General features: G+C 58.9%; 18 protein-coding genes. 11 read left to right on the top strand and 7 right to left on the bottom strand.

The genetic code is table 11. The features are described from left to right. Nucleotides 1–59: 59 nt before the first annotated feature. The 5 genes from lptB to AC3ZVB_RS11545 are packed head-to-tail and all read right to left on the bottom strand — an operon-like array spanning nt 60 to nt 3,398. Entirely contained in the window at nt 60–785 is a 726-nt protein-coding gene (gene lptB, locus AC3ZVB_RS11565) for an LPS export ABC transporter ATP-binding protein (RefSeq protein WP_162439253.1), read from the bottom strand. Then, nucleotides 785–1,333 carry a lipopolysaccharide transport periplasmic protein LptA gene (gene lptA, locus AC3ZVB_RS11560; protein ID WP_162439254.1) on the bottom strand — a complete coding sequence of 183 codons (549 nt, stop codon included), beginning with the start codon at nt 1,331–1,333 and terminating at the stop codon, nt 785–787. The genes lptB and lptA overlap by 1 nt, the downstream gene beginning before the upstream one ends. Further along, a complete protein-coding gene (gene lptC / locus AC3ZVB_RS11555; protein ID WP_162439255.1) occupies nt 1,320–1,892 on the bottom strand; it encodes an LPS export ABC transporter periplasmic protein LptC in 573 nt (190 codons plus the stop codon). The genes lptA and lptC overlap by 14 nt, the downstream gene beginning before the upstream one ends. A 7-nt stretch (nt 1,893–1,899) precedes the next feature. Continuing rightward, entirely contained in the window at nt 1,900–2,424 is a 525-nt protein-coding gene (locus AC3ZVB_RS11550) for a KdsC family phosphatase (RefSeq protein ID WP_162439256.1), read from the bottom strand. Next, nucleotides 2,424–3,398 carry a KpsF/GutQ family sugar-phosphate isomerase gene (locus tag AC3ZVB_RS11545; RefSeq protein ID WP_162439257.1) on the bottom strand — a complete coding sequence of 325 codons (975 nt, stop codon included), beginning with the start codon at nt 3,396–3,398 and terminating at the stop codon, nt 2,424–2,426. Before AC3ZVB_RS11545 ends, AC3ZVB_RS11550 begins: the two co-directional genes overlap by 1 nt. A 275-nt stretch (nt 3,399–3,673) precedes the next feature. Between AC3ZVB_RS11545 and AC3ZVB_RS11540 the strand changes: the two genes are divergently transcribed. The 10 genes from AC3ZVB_RS11540 to hisC all read left to right on the top strand — a co-directional run bounded on the left by AC3ZVB_RS11540 (nt 3,674) and on the right by hisC (nt 11,625). Further along, nucleotides 3,674–4,483 carry an ATP-binding cassette domain-containing protein gene (locus AC3ZVB_RS11540; RefSeq protein WP_162439258.1) on the top strand — a complete coding sequence of 270 codons (810 nt, stop codon included), beginning with the start codon at nt 3,674–3,676 and terminating at the stop codon, nt 4,481–4,483. After that, nucleotides 4,483–5,280, top strand: a complete 798-nt coding sequence (gene mlaE, locus AC3ZVB_RS11535) for a lipid asymmetry maintenance ABC transporter permease subunit MlaE (RefSeq protein ID WP_162439259.1) — start codon at nt 4,483–4,485, stop codon at nt 5,278–5,280. Before AC3ZVB_RS11540 ends, mlaE begins: the two co-directional genes overlap by 1 nt. Beyond that, the gene (mlaD, locus tag AC3ZVB_RS11530) at nt 5,280–5,747 is read left to right on the top strand and encodes an outer membrane lipid asymmetry maintenance protein MlaD (RefSeq protein WP_162439260.1); all 468 of its coding nucleotides are present in this window, start codon (nt 5,280–5,282) and stop codon (nt 5,745–5,747) included. Before mlaE ends, mlaD begins: the two co-directional genes overlap by 1 nt. Before the next feature lie 11 nt (nt 5,748–5,758). Further along, nucleotides 5,759–6,412, top strand: coding sequence for an MlaC/ttg2D family ABC transporter substrate-binding protein (locus tag AC3ZVB_RS11525; RefSeq protein ID WP_162439261.1), 654 nt, complete (start codon nt 5,759–5,761; stop codon nt 6,410–6,412). After that, nucleotides 6,409–6,714 (top strand): STAS domain-containing protein, encoded by a 306-nt coding sequence (locus tag AC3ZVB_RS11520; RefSeq protein WP_162439262.1) that lies wholly within the window; start codon nt 6,409–6,411, stop codon nt 6,712–6,714. Before AC3ZVB_RS11525 ends, AC3ZVB_RS11520 begins: the two co-directional genes overlap by 4 nt. A 114-nt stretch (nt 6,715–6,828) precedes the next feature. Further along, nucleotides 6,829–7,068, top strand: coding sequence for a BolA family protein (locus tag AC3ZVB_RS11515; protein ID WP_007901566.1), 240 nt, complete (start codon nt 6,829–6,831; stop codon nt 7,066–7,068). A 22-nt stretch (nt 7,069–7,090) separates the two neighbouring features. Continuing rightward, on the top strand, nt 7,091–8,356 hold the full coding sequence (gene murA, locus AC3ZVB_RS11510) for a UDP-N-acetylglucosamine 1-carboxyvinyltransferase (protein WP_122837518.1): 1,266 nt from the start codon (nt 7,091–7,093) through the stop codon (nt 8,354–8,356). A 127-nt stretch (nt 8,357–8,483) separates the two neighbouring features. Then, nucleotides 8,484–9,119, top strand: a complete 636-nt coding sequence (gene hisG, locus AC3ZVB_RS11505; protein WP_162439263.1) for an ATP phosphoribosyltransferase — start codon at nt 8,484–8,486, stop codon at nt 9,117–9,119. A 126-nt stretch (nt 9,120–9,245) separates the two neighbouring features. Beyond that, a complete protein-coding gene (hisD, locus tag AC3ZVB_RS11500; protein ID WP_162439264.1) occupies nt 9,246–10,571 on the top strand; it encodes a histidinol dehydrogenase in 1,326 nt (441 codons plus the stop codon). A 1-nt stretch (nt 10,572) separates the two neighbouring features. Beyond that, entirely contained in the window at nt 10,573–11,625 is a 1,053-nt protein-coding gene (gene hisC, locus AC3ZVB_RS11495; RefSeq protein ID WP_162439265.1) for a histidinol-phosphate transaminase, read from the top strand. A gap of 79 nt (nt 11,626–11,704) precedes the next feature. Here hisC and AC3ZVB_RS11490 read toward each other — a convergent pair whose 3' ends face one another. Together AC3ZVB_RS11490 and algW are read right to left on the bottom strand one after the other, a co-directional pair. Next, nucleotides 11,705–13,810 (bottom strand): TonB-dependent siderophore receptor, encoded by a 2,106-nt coding sequence (locus AC3ZVB_RS11490; protein ID WP_490146591.1) that lies wholly within the window; start codon nt 13,808–13,810, stop codon nt 11,705–11,707. 87 nt (nt 13,811–13,897) lie between these two features. Then, the gene (gene algW / locus AC3ZVB_RS11485; protein WP_162439266.1) at nt 13,898–15,058 is read right to left on the bottom strand and encodes a Do family serine endopeptidase AlgW; all 1,161 of its coding nucleotides are present in this window, start codon (nt 15,056–15,058) and stop codon (nt 13,898–13,900) included. A gap of 102 nt (nt 15,059–15,160) precedes the next feature. On the opposite strand from algW, the gene AC3ZVB_RS11480 reads away from it, so the two are divergent. Then, a complete protein-coding gene (locus AC3ZVB_RS11480) occupies nt 15,161–15,919 on the top strand; it encodes a Nif3-like dinuclear metal center hexameric protein (RefSeq protein WP_194691397.1) in 759 nt (252 codons plus the stop codon). Nucleotides 15,920–16,045: the final 126 nt, after the last annotated feature.

The following is a 16,045-nucleotide window of genomic DNA, read 5'->3' as shown; positions in this document are numbered from 1 at the left end:
AAAAACGTTGATTTTTTATCGGTACGAGCGCTCGGACGAATGACCAGGCACTTCCGCGCTTACAAGCGGAACTCGTGCCCCAGGTACACTTCCTTGACCAGGTCGTTGGCCAGGATCGTGGCGGAGTCGCCTTCGGCGATCAGTTGGCCATCGTTGACGATATACGCCGTTTCGCAAATATCCAGGGTTTCACGGACGTTGTGGTCAGTGATCAGGACGCCGATGCCCTTGGCCTTGAGGTGATAAATGATCTGCTTGATGTCACCCACCGAAATCGGATCCACGCCGGCGAACGGTTCGTCGAGGAGGATGAATTTCGGGTTGGTGGCCAGCGCGCGTGCAATCTCCACGCGGCGACGTTCACCGCCGGACAGGCTCATGCCGAGGTTGTCGCGAATGTGGCTGATGTGGAATTCCTGAAGCAGGCTTTCGAGCTCCTTCCGGCGGCCCGCCTTGTCGAGTTCCTTGCGGGTCTCGAGGATCGCCATGATGTTATCGGCCACCGACAGTTTGCGGAAGATCGACGCCTCTTGCGGAAGATAGCCGATACCGGCCTTGGCTCGGCCGTGCATTGGCTGATGGCTGACGTCGAGGTCATCGATCAGTACACGGCCCTGATCGGCCTGCACGAGGCCGACAATCATATAAAAGCAGGTGGTCTTGCCGGCGCCGTTGGGCCCGAGCAAACCGACGATCTGACCGCTGTCGATGGACAGGCTGACATCACGCACAACCTGGCGGCTCTTGTAGGCTTTGGCCAGATGCTGAGCTTTCAGAGTTGCCATTACTGGGCCTTCTGCTCGTCGGTTTTCTTTTTAGGTTGAATTACCATGTCAATGCGTGGACGCGACTCGGTCACCTTGCTACCTGTAGCGCGACCAGCGCTCGCCAGCTTTTTCTCGGTGTCATAGACGATTTTCTCGCCTTGAGTGACGTTGTTGTCCTTGTCGATGACCTTGGCCTTGTCGATCAGTACAACGCGGTTTTGCGTGGCGTGGTACTGGATGGTCACACCCCAGCCCTGAACGGGTTTGGCATCGCCGGCGGTTTGCAGTTGCTCGAAGTAAGCCAGGTTGCCGACCGAGGTGACCACGTCGATGTCGCCATTCGGCGCGCGGGTCATGGTTACCTTATTGCCGGTAACCTTCATCGACCCTTGGGTGATGATCACGTCGCCGGTGTAAGTGGCAACACCGTTCTTGTCGTCCAGTTGGGCATCGTCGGCCTGAATGCGAATTGGCTGTTGCTGATCGTTCGGCAGAGCCCAGGCGCTCACGCTTCCCAGTGCTGCGCCCAGACTGAGCAAAATAGGGAGGGTTTTAACGAGCCTCATACTGTCCTCTTACGTTCGATAGCAGGTGTATCCTGCTTTCTTTCAAATACGCTTTCATTCCCGTACCAGTCGAGACGCCACCGGCGCCGTCGATTCTAACGGGTTGCTCGGTCTGCGCATATTGCTCCTGCGGGAACACCGTCATGCGAGTACTGGTGATCAAGGTGTCGCGATTCTTCTCGTCGGTGCGTTTGACGCGGACGTTGTCAATCAGTTCGACTTCGGTGCCGCCTGAGTTCACTTCACCGCGTTCGCTGGTGACGTGCCACGGAAAATCGGTACCGCGGTACATGTTCAGGTCGGGTTTGGTAACCAGAGTAATGTCCGTGGCTTTCACGTGCTCGGCTTTCTCCGAGGTCATTTCATACTGCACTTTGCCGTCTTCGAGGTATTGCAGCGTGTGAGTGTTGGTCGCATACCAATCGATAGGGCTTTCTTCTGTATTGGTCGGAGGCTTGTCGAGGAAGCGTTCCGGGCTGATGTTCCAGTAGCCGACCGCGGCAAATATCGCCGCGATGCAACCGAACACCAATATGTTGCGAAACTTTTTGCTCAGCATAATGGGCTCACAGGTATGCAGCGTTCGCCGCATCGAGGCGGCCTTGGGCACGCAGGATCAATTCGCAGAATTCGCGAGCGGCACCTTCACCACCACGGGCATGAGTGACGCCATCAGCATGTTCGCGCACGAAACTGGCGGCATTGGCCACTGCCATGCCCAGGCCTACGCGGCGTATCACCGGCAGGTCCGGCAGATCGTCGCCGAGGTAGGCGACCTGTTCATAGCTTAGGCCGAGTTGGGCAAGAAGCTCGTCAAGCACCACCAGTTTGTCTTCGCGACCCTGGTAGAGGTGGGGGATGCCGAGGTTTTTTGCCCGGCGCTCAACCACCGGAGTCTTGCGACCGCTGATGATAGCGGTCTGAACGCCGGCTGCCATCAACATCTTGATGCCCTGGCCGTCGAGGGTGCTGAAGGTTTTGAATTCGCTGCCATCTTCAAGGAAGTAAAGGCGTCCGTCAGTCAGGACACCGTCGACGTCGAAGATCGCCAGCTTGATGTTCTTGCCGCGTTGCAGCAGATCGGTACTCATTACATGACTCCCGCGCGGAGCAGGTCGGAGAGGTTGAAGGCGCCGATCGGACGGTCCTCCTTGTCCACGACCACCAGGGCGTTGATTCGATGGTCTTCCATGATTTTCAGGGCTTCCGCGGCCAGCATGTCGGCGCGTGCGGTTTTGCCGTGAACCGTCATGACCTGGTCGATGGTTGCATTATGGATGTCGATGGCGCGGTCGAGGGTGCGGCGCAAATCACCGTCGGTAAAGATCCCGGCGAGTGTGCCGTCGGTTTCCAGGATCGCGGTCATTCCCAGGCCCTTGCGGGTCATTTCCATCAAGGCGTCCTTCAGCAGGGTGCCGCGCGGAACCTGCGGCAGCGCTTCACCCGCGTGCATGACGTTTTCCACTTTGAGCAGAAGACGACGGCCAAGGGCGCCACCTGGATGGGAAAAGGCGAAGTCTTCAGCGGTGAAGCCGCGTGCTTCCAGCAATGCGACGGCCAGCGCGTCACCCATGACCAGGGCGGCGGTGGTCGACGACGTGGGCGCCAGGTTCAGCGGGCACGCTTCATGTTCGACGTGGACGTTGAGGTTGACCTCGGCGGCTTTGGCCAGCGTCGAGTCAGGATTGCCGGTCATGCTGATCAGCTGGATGCCCAGGCGCTTGATCAGGGGCAGCAGGGTCACGATCTCGGAGGTCGAGCCGGAGTTGGACAGGGCAAGGATGACGTCGTCACGGGTGATCATGCCCATGTCGCCGTGACTGGCTTCAGCCGGGTGCACGAAAAAGGCCGTGGTGCCAGTACTGGCGAGCGTGGCAGCGATCTTGGTGCCGATGTGCCCGGATTTCCCCATGCCGACTACGACTACGCGGCCTTTGCTGGCCAGAATCATCTCGCACGCGCGTACGAAATCTGCATCGATACGTGGAAGCAAGCCTTGTACGGCTTCCAGTTCGAGGCGGATGGTGCGTTGTGCTGATTGAACAAGCTCGCTGGATTGGCTCATGTCGGGAATCGTATAGCCTGATGAAAAGGCGGCGATTATAGCGGTTATGATCGAAACCCTCACGTAAGTTCGTCGCGCTTTGTCACTCCCTGTTACTAATCCGCTCTGAATGAGGCTTTTGCCCCGTCATGTGTCTGAATATCGGCCGGCTTTAGCCTTGGGCGGCGAGCCGTTGCAGTGATATAGTTCGCCGCCAGTTCGGCCTGTCCGGGAGGTATGTGCTTTCGCCAGAAAGTCAGGCGTCCGAGTGTGAGGCTGCATCGCAAGGAGTTTAGATGAGTGCCGATAACGCCTACGCGGTCGAGCTGAAGGGACTGACCTTCAAGCGCGGTGCGCGCAGCATTTTCAATAACGTCGATATCCGTATCCCGCGCGGCAAGGTCACCGGCATCATGGGACCTTCCGGGTGTGGCAAGACCACGCTTTTGCGGTTGATGGGCGCCCAGTTGCGTCCCACCGCCGGTGAAGTCTGGGTCAACGGCCAGAATCTGCCGAAATTGTCTCGCAGCGATTTGTTCGATGCGCGCAAGCATATGGGTGTGCTGTTCCAGAGCGGCGCACTGTTTACCGATCTCGATGTATTCGAGAACGTCGCCTTTCCGCTACGTGTTCACACCGAGCTTCCTGAAGAAATGATCCGGGACATCGTCCTGCTCAAATTGCAGGCGGTGGGTTTGCGTGGGGCCATCGACCTTATGCCTGACGAATTGTCCGGTGGCATGAAGCGTCGTGTCGCGCTGGCCCGGGCGATTGCGCTGGATCCGCAGATTCTCATGTATGACGAGCCTTTTGTGGGGCAGGACCCGATCGCCATGGGCGTATTGGTGCGCCTGATCCGCTTGCTCAACGATGCATTGGGCATTACCAGTATCGTGGTTTCCCATGACCTGGCGGAGACCGCCAGCATCGCCGATTACATCTATGTAGTCGGCGACGGACAGGTATTGGGGCAGGGCACGCCGGACGAACTGATGAATTCGGATGATCCGCGTATCCGTCAGTTTATGACAGGCGAACCCGATGGTCCGGTCGCGTACCACTTTCCAGCGACGGATTACCGCGCAGATCTTCTGGGGAAGCGTTGATGCGCAAGATTTCACTAATAGAAAGAGTGCGCCGGTTCGGCCACGCGGCAATCGATGCCGTCGCGGTGTTCGGGCGTGCGACGCTGTTCCTGTTTCATGCCTTGCTCGGCCGTGGCGGCATTGGCGGCGGTTTCGGCCTGCTGATCAAGCAACTGCACTCGGTGGGCGTGATGTCCCTGGTGATCATTGTGGTCTCCGGGGTGTTCATCGGCATGGTGCTGGCGCTGCAAGGTTTCAACATTCTGTCCAGCTATGGTTCGGAACAGGCGGTCGGACAGATGGTTGCCCTGACGCTGTTGCGTGAATTGGGCCCGGTGGTCACTGCCTTGCTGTTCGCAGGACGCGCAGGGTCTGCGCTGACGGCCGAAATCGGCAACATGAAGTCCACCGAACAGCTGTCCAGTCTGGAAATGATCGGTGTCGACCCGCTCAAGTACATCATTGCCCCGCGCCTGTGGGCCGGCTTCATTTCCCTGCCGGTGCTGGCGATGATTTTCAGCGTGGTGGGTATTTGGGGTGGTTCGTGGGTGGCCGTCGACTGGCTGGGTGTCTACGAAGGCTCCTACTGGTCGAACATGCAAAACAGCGTGACGTTCACCGAAGATGTGCTCAACGGCATCATTAAAAGTATCGTCTTCGCCTTCGTTGTTACCTGGATTGCCGTATTCCAAGGTTATGACTGCGAGCCCACTTCCGAGGGGATCAGTCGTGCCACTACCAAGACCGTTGTGTACGCCTCGTTGGCTGTACTCGGCCTGGACTTTATTCTGACCGCCTTGATGTTTGGAGATTTCTGATGCAAAACCGCACCCTGGAAATCGGTGTCGGCCTTTTCTTGCTGGCTGGCATCCTGGCTTTGCTGTTGCTTGCGTTGCGGGTCAGTGGCCTGTCCCCTAGCGCAACAACTGATTCTTATAAACTTTACGCTTATTTCGACAATATCGCCGGTTTGACGGTCAGAGCTAAAGTGACCATGGCCGGTGTGACGATCGGCAAGGTGACAGCGATCGATCTGGACCGCGACAGTTTCACCGGTCGAGTGACGATGCAGCTGGAGAAGCGCGTAGATAATCTGCCGACTGACTCCACCGCATCTATCCTGACTGCTGGCCTGTTGGGCGAGAAGTACATCGGTATCAGCGTGGGTGGGGAAGAAGCCCTTCTCAAGGATGGCGGAACCATCCACGACACGCAGTCGTCGCTGGTGCTCGAGGACCTGATCGGTAAATTCCTGCTCAACACCGTTAGCAAAGAAGCCAAATGAGGAGCTTTTGAATGATCTCTATCTTGCGACGTGGCCTGTTGGTATTACTCGCGGCCTTGCCGTTGATGGCTAACGCCGTGGCGGCGCAGTCGGCGCACGATCTGGTGCAGGACACGACTACCCGGTTGCTGGCCGATCTGGCTGCCAACAAAGAAAAGTACAAGCAGAGCCCGAACGAGTTCTACAACGCCCTCAACGGGATTGTCGGCCCGGTGGTCGATGCTGACGGCATTTCGCGCAGCATCATGACCGTCAAGTATTCCCGTAAAGCCACGCCGGAGCAGATGCAGCGCTTCCAGGAAAACTTCAAGCGCAGCCTGATGCAGTTCTACGGCAACGCGTTGCTTGAGTACAACAACCAGGGCATTACCGTTTCGCCAGCCAAAGATGAAAGTGGCACCCGTACCAGCGTTGACATGCAGGTCAAAGGCAGCAGCGGTTCGATCTACCCTGTGTCCTACACACTCGAGAAAATCAACGGCGAGTGGAAAGTACGCAACGTGATCATCAACGGTATCAACATCGGCAAGTTGTTCCGCGATCAGTTCCAGGATTCGATGCAGCGTAATGGCAACGACCTGGACAAGGTCATCAACAACTGGGCCGGCGAAGTTGCCAAGGCCAAGGAAACCACCGAGCAAGCGGCCGAGAAGCAAGCCCAATGAGTGAGTCGGCGGTTCAGATGAGCGAAGCCGGCGAACTGCTGCTCAGCGGCACTCTGGATTACCGCAGCGGCCCTGTTTTGCGTAAGCAGGGTCAGGCGCTGATCAAGGCCAGCAAGGCTGCGGCATTGGTCGTGGATTGCTCGCAAGTGGTGAAATCCAGCAGCGTCGGATTGTCGTTGTTGTTGTGCTTCATGCGAGATGCCCAGGCGGCCGGCAAGGCCCTGAGCATCCGCGCGATGCCCGAAGATATGCGCGAAATCGCTCAGGTCAGCGAACTGACCGAGCTGTTGGCGCATCCCTAACCCGCATCTATAAAGAAGCCCCCCGTCAGAGTCCTGCTTAGCGGGGTTCGCAGGCGCGGGGCTTTTTTGTATGATGTCCGACCCGCGCGCACTAGGCGCCGATTGAGGTTGAGCATGCAGGCCGTAGAAGTGAAGAGCTTCCTTGAAGGAAAGCTGCCTAATACAAAGGTGGAAGTTGAGGGCGAAGGCTGCAACTTCCAGCTGAACGTGATTAGCGATGAACTGGCGGCGTTGAGCCCGGTGAAGCGTCAGCAGCAGGTCTATGCCCATTTGAACCCATGGATCACCGATGGCAGCATCCATGCGGTCACTATGAAATTTTTCAGCAGCGCGGCCTGGGCCGAGCGCACCTGAGCCCACGGGCGTCGAGATTCTTATGGATAAATTGATTATTACCGGTGGCGTTCGTCTTGATGGCGAAATCCGCATCTCCGGGGCAAAGAACTCTGCCCTGCCGATCCTGGCTGCAACCCTGCTGTGCGATGGTCCGGTGACTGTTGCCAACCTGCCGCACCTGCACGACATCACCACCATGATCGAGCTGTTCGGCCGCATGGGCATCGAGCCGGTGATCGACGAGAAGCTCAGCGTCGAAATCGACCCGCGCACCATCAAGACCCTGATCGCCCCGTACGAACTGGTCAAGACCATGCGTGCGTCGATCCTGGTACTGGGTCCGATGGTTGCCCGTTTCGGTGAGGCCGAAGTCGCACTGCCTGGCGGTTGCGCCATCGGCTCGCGTCCGGTTGACCTGCACATCCGTGGTCTCGAAGCCATGGGCGCGGTGATCGACGTGGAAGGCGGCTACATCAAGGCCAAGGCGCCTGAAGGTGGCCTGCGCGGCGCGCACTTCTTCTTCGACACCGTCAGCGTGACCGGCACCGAAAACATCATGATGGCGGCCGCTCTGGCCAAGGGTCGCAGCGTTCTGCAAAACGCCGCTCGCGAGCCTGAAGTCATCGACCTGGCGAACTTCCTGATTGCCATGGGCGCCAAGATTTCCGGCGCAGGTACTGACACCATCACCATCGATGGCGTTGATCGTCTGCACCCGGCCACTTACAAGGTGATGCCTGACCGTATCGAAACCGGCACCTACCTGGTTGCCGCTGCCGTGACTGGCGGTCGCGTGAAGGTCAAGGACACGGATCCGACCATCCTTGAAGCCGTTCTTGAGAAACTCAAGGAAGCGGGTGCTGAAATCACCTGCGGCGAAGACTGGATCGAGCTGAACATGCACGGCAAGCGGCCGAAAGCCGTCAACGTGCGGACCGCTCCATACCCGGCGTTCCCGACTGACATGCAAGCGCAGTTCATCTCCCTCAACGCCATTGCCGAAGGCACCGGTGCCGTGATCGAGACGATCTTCGAAAACCGCTTCATGCACGTTTACGAACTGCACCGCATGGGCGCCAAGATCCAGGTCGAAGGCAACACGGCCATCGTGACCGGCACCGAGAAGCTCAAAGGCGCGCCAGTCATGGCCACCGACCTGCGTGCATCGGCCAGCCTGGTCATCTCGGCGTTGATCGCTGAAGGCGACACCTTGATCGACCGCATCTACCACATAGACCGTGGTTACGAGTGCATCGAAGAGAAACTGCAGATGCTCGGCGCCAAGATCCGCCGCGTACCGGGCTAGTTTCTGCTGTATGGGCGCAGGGACGCGTCCGTTGAATTGTTCAGAGTCGAGCCGGTTTCCGGCTCGATGTGTGTCCGGCGCCGATTGCGACCGGGCATGAGTACCTTGATAAGGACTGACGTTTCCCATGTTGACCATCGCACTGTCCAAGGGCCGCATCCTTGACGACACCCTGCCGCTTCTGGCTGAAGCGGGCATCGTGCCGACCGAGAATCCGGACAAAAGCCGCAAGCTGATCATCCCCACGACCCAGCCTGATGTACGTCTGCTGATCGTTCGCGCCACCGATGTGCCGACCTACGTCGAGCATGGTGCGGCGGATCTGGGCGTCGCCGGTAAAGATGTGTTGATGGAATACGGTGGCCAGGGCCTGTACGAGCCACTGGACCTGCAAATTGCCCAATGCAAGCTGATGACCGCGGGCAAGATCGGGGCGATCGAGCCCAAGGGCCGTCTGCGCATCGCTACCAAGTTCGTCAACGTTGCCAAGCGTTACTATGCCGAGCAAGGTCGTCAGGTCGACATCATCAAGCTGTACGGCTCGATGGAGCTGGCACCGCTGATCGGTCTGGCCGACAAGATCATCGACGTGGTCGACACCGGTAACACGCTGCGGGCCAACGGCCTTGAGCCACAGGATTTCATTGCGGCCATCAGCTCCCGGCTGATCGTTAACAAAGCCTCGATGAAGATGCAGCACGCCCGTATTCAGGCGTTGATCGACACCCTGCGCAAGGCAGTGGAGTCTCGACACCGCGGCTGATTCACCTGCGCGACGTTAAGTCGCGCCCGTCTATCCGCCTCATAGCCAGAATTCTCAGGTGCCCAAGCGGAAACGACTGCTAAGTTAGGGCGCCTGAGTTTTTGCCATTCCTATGAGGCTCTCGCTATGACCGCACCGACTGCAATTCGCCGACTCAACGCTGCCGATCCTGATTTCGCACATCATCTGGATCATCTGCTGAGCTGGGAAAGTGTGTCTGACGACTCGGTCAATCAGCGGGTGCTGGACATCATCAAAGCCGTGCGCGAGCGTGGCGATGCGGCGCTGGTGGAATTCACCCAGAAGTTTGACGGCCTGGAAGTCGCCTCCATGGCGGACCTGATCCTGCCGCGCGAACGCCTGGAACTGGCCCTGACCCGAATCACCATTCCTCAGCGCGAGGCGCTGGAAAAAGCCGCCACCCGTGTGCGCAGCTACCACGAAAAACAGAAGCAGGATTCCTGGAGCTACACCGAAGCCGACGGCACGGTGCTGGGCCAGAAGGTCACGCCGCTGGATCGCGCCGGTCTATATGTGCCGGGCGGCAAGGCGTCGTACCCGTCGTCCGTGTTGATGAACGCGATTCCGGCCAAAGTCGCGGGCGTGACCGAAGTGGTCATGGTCGTGCCGACTCCGCGCGGTGAAATCAACGAGCTGGTGCTGGCGGCTGCCTGCATCGCCGGCGTCGACCGGGTGTTCACCATCGGCGGTGCCCAGGCCGTTGCCGCACTGGCTTATGGCACCGAAAGCGTGCCGAAGGTCGACAAGGTGGTGGGCCCTGGCAACATCTATGTCGCCACCGCCAAGCGCCACGTGTTCGGCCAGGTCGGTATCGACATGATCGCCGGCCCGTCGGAGATTCTTGTGGTGTGCGATGGTCAGACCGATCCTGACTGGATCGCCATGGACCTGTTTTCCCAGGCCGAGCACGACGAAGACGCTCAGGCGATTCTGGTCAGCCCGGACGCCGAGTTCCTCGACAAGGTTGCCGCGAGCATCAACAAACTAATGCCGACCATGGAGCGCGCCGAGATTATCGAAACATCGATCAATGGCCGTGGCGCCTTGATCCTGGTTCGAGACATGGAGCAGGCCATCGAAGTGGCCAACCGCATCGCGCCGGAACACCTGGAGTTGTCGGTGGCTGATCCACAAGCCTGGCTGCCGCAGATCCGTCACGCCGGTGCGATTTTCATGGGCCGTCACACCTCTGAAGCCTTGGGCGATTACTGCGCCGGTCCGAACCACGTGCTGCCGACTTCTGGCACCGCGCGGTTCTCGTCGCCGCTCGGTGTGTATGACTTCCAGAAACGTTCGTCGATCATTTTCTGCTCCGAGCAGGGTGCGTCCGAACTGGGCAAGACCGCTTCCGTGCTGGCCCGTGGCGAGTCGCTGACCGCCCACGCACGCAGCGCTGAATACCGCATCGTCGATGGCAAGCAGGGGAACTGAAATGAGTAAATTCTGGAGCCCGTTCGTCAAGAACCTGGTGCCCTACGTACCGGGCGAGCAGCCGAAACTGGCCAAACTGGTAAAGCTCAACACCAATGAAAACCCTTACGGTCCATCGCCCAAAGCCCTGGCGGCGATGCAGGCCGAGCTGAACGACAACCTGCGCCTGTATCCGGACCCGAACAGCGATCTGCTGAAAAATGCCGTGGCCAAGTACTACGGCGTACAGAGCAATCAGGTGTTCCTCGGCAACGGTTCTGATGAAGTCCTGGCGCACATTTTCCACGGCCTGCTGCAGCACGAAAAGCCGCTGCTGTTCCCTGACATCAGCTACAGCTTCTATCCGGTTTACTGCGGTTTGTACGGCATAGCATTTGATGCGGTGCCGCTGGACGAGCAGTTCCAGATCAATCCGGCCGACTACACCAAGCCGAACGGCGGGATCATTTTCCCGAACCCGAACGCGCCGACCGGTTGCCTGCTGGCGCTCGAGGCTGTCGAGCAAATCCTCAAGGCCAACCCGGATTCCGTGGTTGTGGTGGACGAGGCTTACATCGACTTCGGCGGCGCAACGGCTATCACGCTGGTGGATCGATACCCGAACCTTCTGGTGACCCAGACCTTGTCCAAGTCCCGTTCGCTGGCGGGTCTGCGGGTTGGGCTGGCAGTAGGACACCCGGACTTGATTGAAGCGCTGGAGCGGATCAAGAACAGCTTCAACTCTTATCCGATTGACCGTCTGGCCATCGTCGGCGCCGCCGCCGCGTTTGAAGATCGCGAGTACTTCGACAAGACCTGCCGTCTGGTGATCGAGAGCCGCGATAAGGTAGTTGGGCAATTGGAGACGAAGGGTTTTGAAGTGTTGCCGTCGGCAGCGAACTTCATTTTCGCCCGTCATCCGCAACACGATGCGGCCGGGCTGGCAGCGAAGTTGCGCGAGCAAGGTGTGATCGTTCGCCACTTCAAGCAAGAGCGCATTGCGCAGTTCCTGCGGATCTCCATTGGCACGCCCGAGCAGAATCAGGCACTGATCGACGGCCTGGGCGATCTTTGACCCGTACCTGATCCCGTAGAAGCATGCAGTGCAGCGATCCGGCTTGCCCGCGGTGTTCCCACCGCGGGCAAGCTTGTTTTTACAGATCGAGAGTCAGGCTGACAGTGAAATTGCGCGGCTCACCGGGGTTCACCCAGTAGTTGCTATACGAGCGCTCGAAGTATTTCTCATCGAAAAGGTTGTTCAGGTTCAGGCCTACGGTGACGGTGTCGCTGGCTTTGTAGTGCGCCAGCACGTCCACGGTGTGATAGGCCGGCAATTCAAAATCGCTGCCGGACTCACCCGAACGATCGCCGACATAGGTAAAGGCCGCTCCGACATCCGAGCCACGCAAACGACCCTCCTGAAACTCATAAACCCCCAACACGCTGCCGCTGCGTTTCGCTACGCCGAGGATGCGGCTACCAGTGGGAATGACGTTGTCGCCTTCGGTAACCTCGGCATCAATGTAGGCAAGCGCGCCGATCACTCGCACGGCGTCGGTCATTTGCCCGGTGACTTGCAGATCGAATCCCTGACTGCGGGCCTTGCCCATGGCGCGGCTGGTGTCGGTGCCCGGGTCGAGTGCGAGGACGTTTTCCTTTTCGATATGGAAGAGGGCAAAGGTGCTGCTCAAGCGATCGTCAAACAGCTCGCTCTTGATCCCGAGTTCATAGCCGACGCCTTGTTCCGGGTCGAAGGATTTCCCGCTGGCATCGAGGCCGTTGTTCGGCTTGAACGAAGTTGAGGCATTAGCGAACACTCCGACTTCGGGTGTCAGTTGGTAGAGCAGGCCGGCCCGTTGCGTAAGCGCGTCATGGCGCTGACGACTGTTGGCGCCTCGGGTGTGATCGTCGATGCGTTGCTCGAAATGCTCGAAGCGTATGCCGAGCATGCCGCGCAGTTTCTCGGTGAAGATAATCTGGTCCTGCAGGTTCAGCGCGTGGCTTTCGACGTGTTCGAAGAAGTCCGTGCCGGACCGTGTGCCGTCAGGTTTCGGCCGTCCATAGACCGGATGATAGATGTCAATGTCGTACGGGCCACCGGCAATTGTGGTCACGCGTTCGTTCTTGCGGTAGTTCTCGTATTCGCTGCCGATCAGCAGTTCGTGCTGCCAGCTGCCGAGGTCGAACAGGCCGCGCAGTTCGAGTTGCGTGATGCTGTCGTGCCAATCGTTGTCACGCTCGCGGTAGCGGCGATTGACCGTGTGCCCGTCGGCATTCAGCGGTCGAGCCTCCGAGGCGAAGCCCCAGAGTTTGCCTTCCTTGTAATGACTGGCGAGGCGCAGGCTCCAGCGGTCGTCGAGCTGATGTTCGAGCGCGGCTTGCAGCCTGTTGTTGTGGTTATCGATGTCACCATCGTTGGGCTCGCCCAGGAACGTCGAGCGCGACACACCGTTCCATGTGTTGTTCGGTGCGACGATGCCGCGGTCGAACGTCGAGCTGTGACGGACGAATTCGCTTTCCACCAGCAGGTGGGTGTCAGGGTTCAATTGCCAACTGAAGGAGGGTGCGACAAACACGCGCTGGCTGTCGACGTGATCGCGAAAGCTGTGGTTGTCCTCGACCGCCAGGTTCACTCGAGATAACACACTGCCGGCATCGTCCAGTGGCGTATTGACGTCCACTGCGGTGCGATAGCGATCCCAGCTGCCGGCACTGGTATGCAACGTGGTGAAGGCTTCGGGCTGTGGTTTCTTGGTGACGATGTTCACCGTGCCGCCAGGATCACCACGGCCATAGAGGCTGGCGGCGGGGCCTTTGAGCACCTCGATACGCTCGATATTGGCCACGTCCGGTGTGCTCGGATAGCCACGGTTGGCGCTGAATCCGTCCGTGTAGAACTCGGAGGTGGTGAAGCCGCGCACACTGTATTCGTAAAGCGTCAGGCCTCCGAAGTTGTTCTGTTTCGACACACCGCCGGCATAATCCAGTGCGCGCTCGACGCTGGTGCTGCCCAGATCCTTGAGCACGCTGGCGGGAATCACACTGATGGATTGCGGGATATCACGGATCGCCGTGTCGGTTTTGGTCGCACTGGAGGAGCGCGTGGCGCGGTAGCCTTTGACCGGCCCGGTGGGGGATTCGTACTCGGAGGTGACGCTGATGGCGTCCAGTTCGAGTGTGCCGGACTCTTCGGCGAAGACCGGATCACCCAGCAGGCTGAGGGTAAAACCTGCTACGGAAACCATTGTTCGAGACGACATGTTATGTTGTTCCAATAGTGATATTGAAACAATATAACATGTCTAATGAGAATGTCTGCCGTTAACCCGAGTGTCTCGGGTTAGTGCTTACTCTTCTTCTTTTTCTTTGACCGGGGCCGGTGGTGGGCGCAGGCCGATCTCGGCGGTGAGCTTCAACTCCTTGCCGTTACGCATCACTTGAATCGACACCTTGTCGGTCGGTTTGATCCGCGCCACCTGGTTCATCGAACGACGGCCATCTCCAGCCGGTTCGCCGTCGATGGCGAGGATCACATCACCCAATTGCAGGCCGGCCTTCTGCGCCGGGCCGTCACGGAAGATCCCCGCGACCACGATGCCCGGACGCCCCGACAGACCAAACGACTCCGCCAGTTCCTGAGTCAATGGCTGCACTTCAATCCCGAGCCAGCCACGAATCACCTGGCCGTGCTCGATGATCGACTTCATCACCTCCATGGCCAGCTTGACCGGAATCGCGAAGCCGATGCCCTGGGAGCCGCCGGACTTGGAGAAGATCGCCGTGTTGATGCCTGTCAGGTTGCCGTTGGCATCCACCAGCGCGCCGCCGGAGTTACCCGGGTTGATCGCGGCGTCGGTCTGAATGAAGTCTTCGTAGTTGTTCAAGCCCAGCTGATTACGTCCAGTGGCGCTGATGATGCCCATGGTCACGGTCTGGCCGACGCCGAACGGGTTGCCGATGGCCAGTGCCACGTCGCCGATGCGGATATTGTCGGAGCGGCCGATGGTGATCGACGGCAGGTTTTTCAGATCGATTTTCAACACCGCAAGGTCGGTTTCCGGATCGCTGCCGATGACGCGTGCGAGGGTTTCACGGCCGTCCTTGAGCGCGACCACAATCTGATCGGCGCCACTGGTCACGTGGTTGTTGGTCAGAATGTAGCCTTCCGGGCTCATCATCACGCCAGAGCCGAGGCTCGACTCCATGCGCTTCTGCTTGGGTGAGTTGTCGCCGAAAAAGCGGCGGAACTGCGGGTCCTCAAACAGCGGATGGTTCGGCTTGTTGATGACTTTGGTGGTGTACAGGTTGACTACCGCCGGCGCGGCGGTGGTCACGGCGTCTGCGTACGACACCGGGCCTTGTTGCACACTGGTGGTTTGTGGCGCTTGCTGCAGGTTGACGTCGAGGCTTGGAAGCCCGACCCATTGCGGGTAACGCTGGATTATCAACAGAGCGATAAGCACGCCGGCCAACAGCGGCCAGCCGGAAAAACGCAGCGCCTTGAGCATTAAGCACGTCCTGAAAGGTTGCAGGCGGTATGAGACCGCCCATAATGTCGCGCATTATACGAGGCCGAGCGCGCCTCTGAACGGGATATTTAGGAGTCTTTTATGGCCGTCGCCTTGAGCACCCTGGTCGAAGAAGCCGACCGTTACCTCGCCAGTGCAAAGATTGCCGATTATTGCCCTAACGGATTGCAGGTCGAGGGCCGCCCGCAAGTGATGCGCATTGTCAGTGGCGTCACTGCAAGCCAGGCATTACTGGATGCCGCCGTCGAAGCGCAGGCCGACCTGGTGCTGGTTCATCACGGTTATTTCTGGAAGGGCGAAAACCCGTGCATCACCGGCATGAAGCAACGTCGTTTGAAGACCTTGCTCAAGCACGACATCAGCCTGCTGTCTTATCACCTGCCGCTGGACCTGCATCCGGATGTCGGCAATAACGTGCAGCTGGCTCATCAGCTGGACATCACGGTCGAAGGTCCGCTCGATCCAGGCAACCTCAAAATCGTCGGCCTGGTGGGTTCGCTGAATGAGCCGATGACACCACGTGATTTCGCTCGTCGAGTTCAGGACGTCATGGGCCGCGAGCCGTTACTGATCGAAGGCAGCGCGATGATTCGCCGTGTGGGTTGGTGCACCGGTGGTGGGCAGGGCTATATCGATCAGGCGGTCCTGGCAGGTGTCGACCTTTACCTCAGTGGTGAAGCGTCCGAGCAAACCTTCCACAGTGCCCGTGAAAACGACATCAGTTTCATCGCCGCCGGTCACCACGCCACTGAGCGCTACGGCGTGCAAGCGCTGGGCGATTACCTGGCACGCCGTTTTGCCCTCGAGCACATCTTCATCGATTGCCCGAATCCGATCTGATTTGCGTAGCCCCGCTGCGATCTTTTGATCTTAAAATCAACGTCAAAAGATCGCAGCCTTCGGCAGCTCCTACAGGGGGCAGTCCCAACCAGTCAGAGTAATCCACGCCCAAACGAGGGGGTATAT

This window comes from Pseudomonas sp. MDV22-iso1, assembly GCF_058145095.1.
The sequence above is the reverse complement of the archived record's forward strand: the minus strand, read 5'-3'. Positions and strand labels throughout refer to the sequence as shown.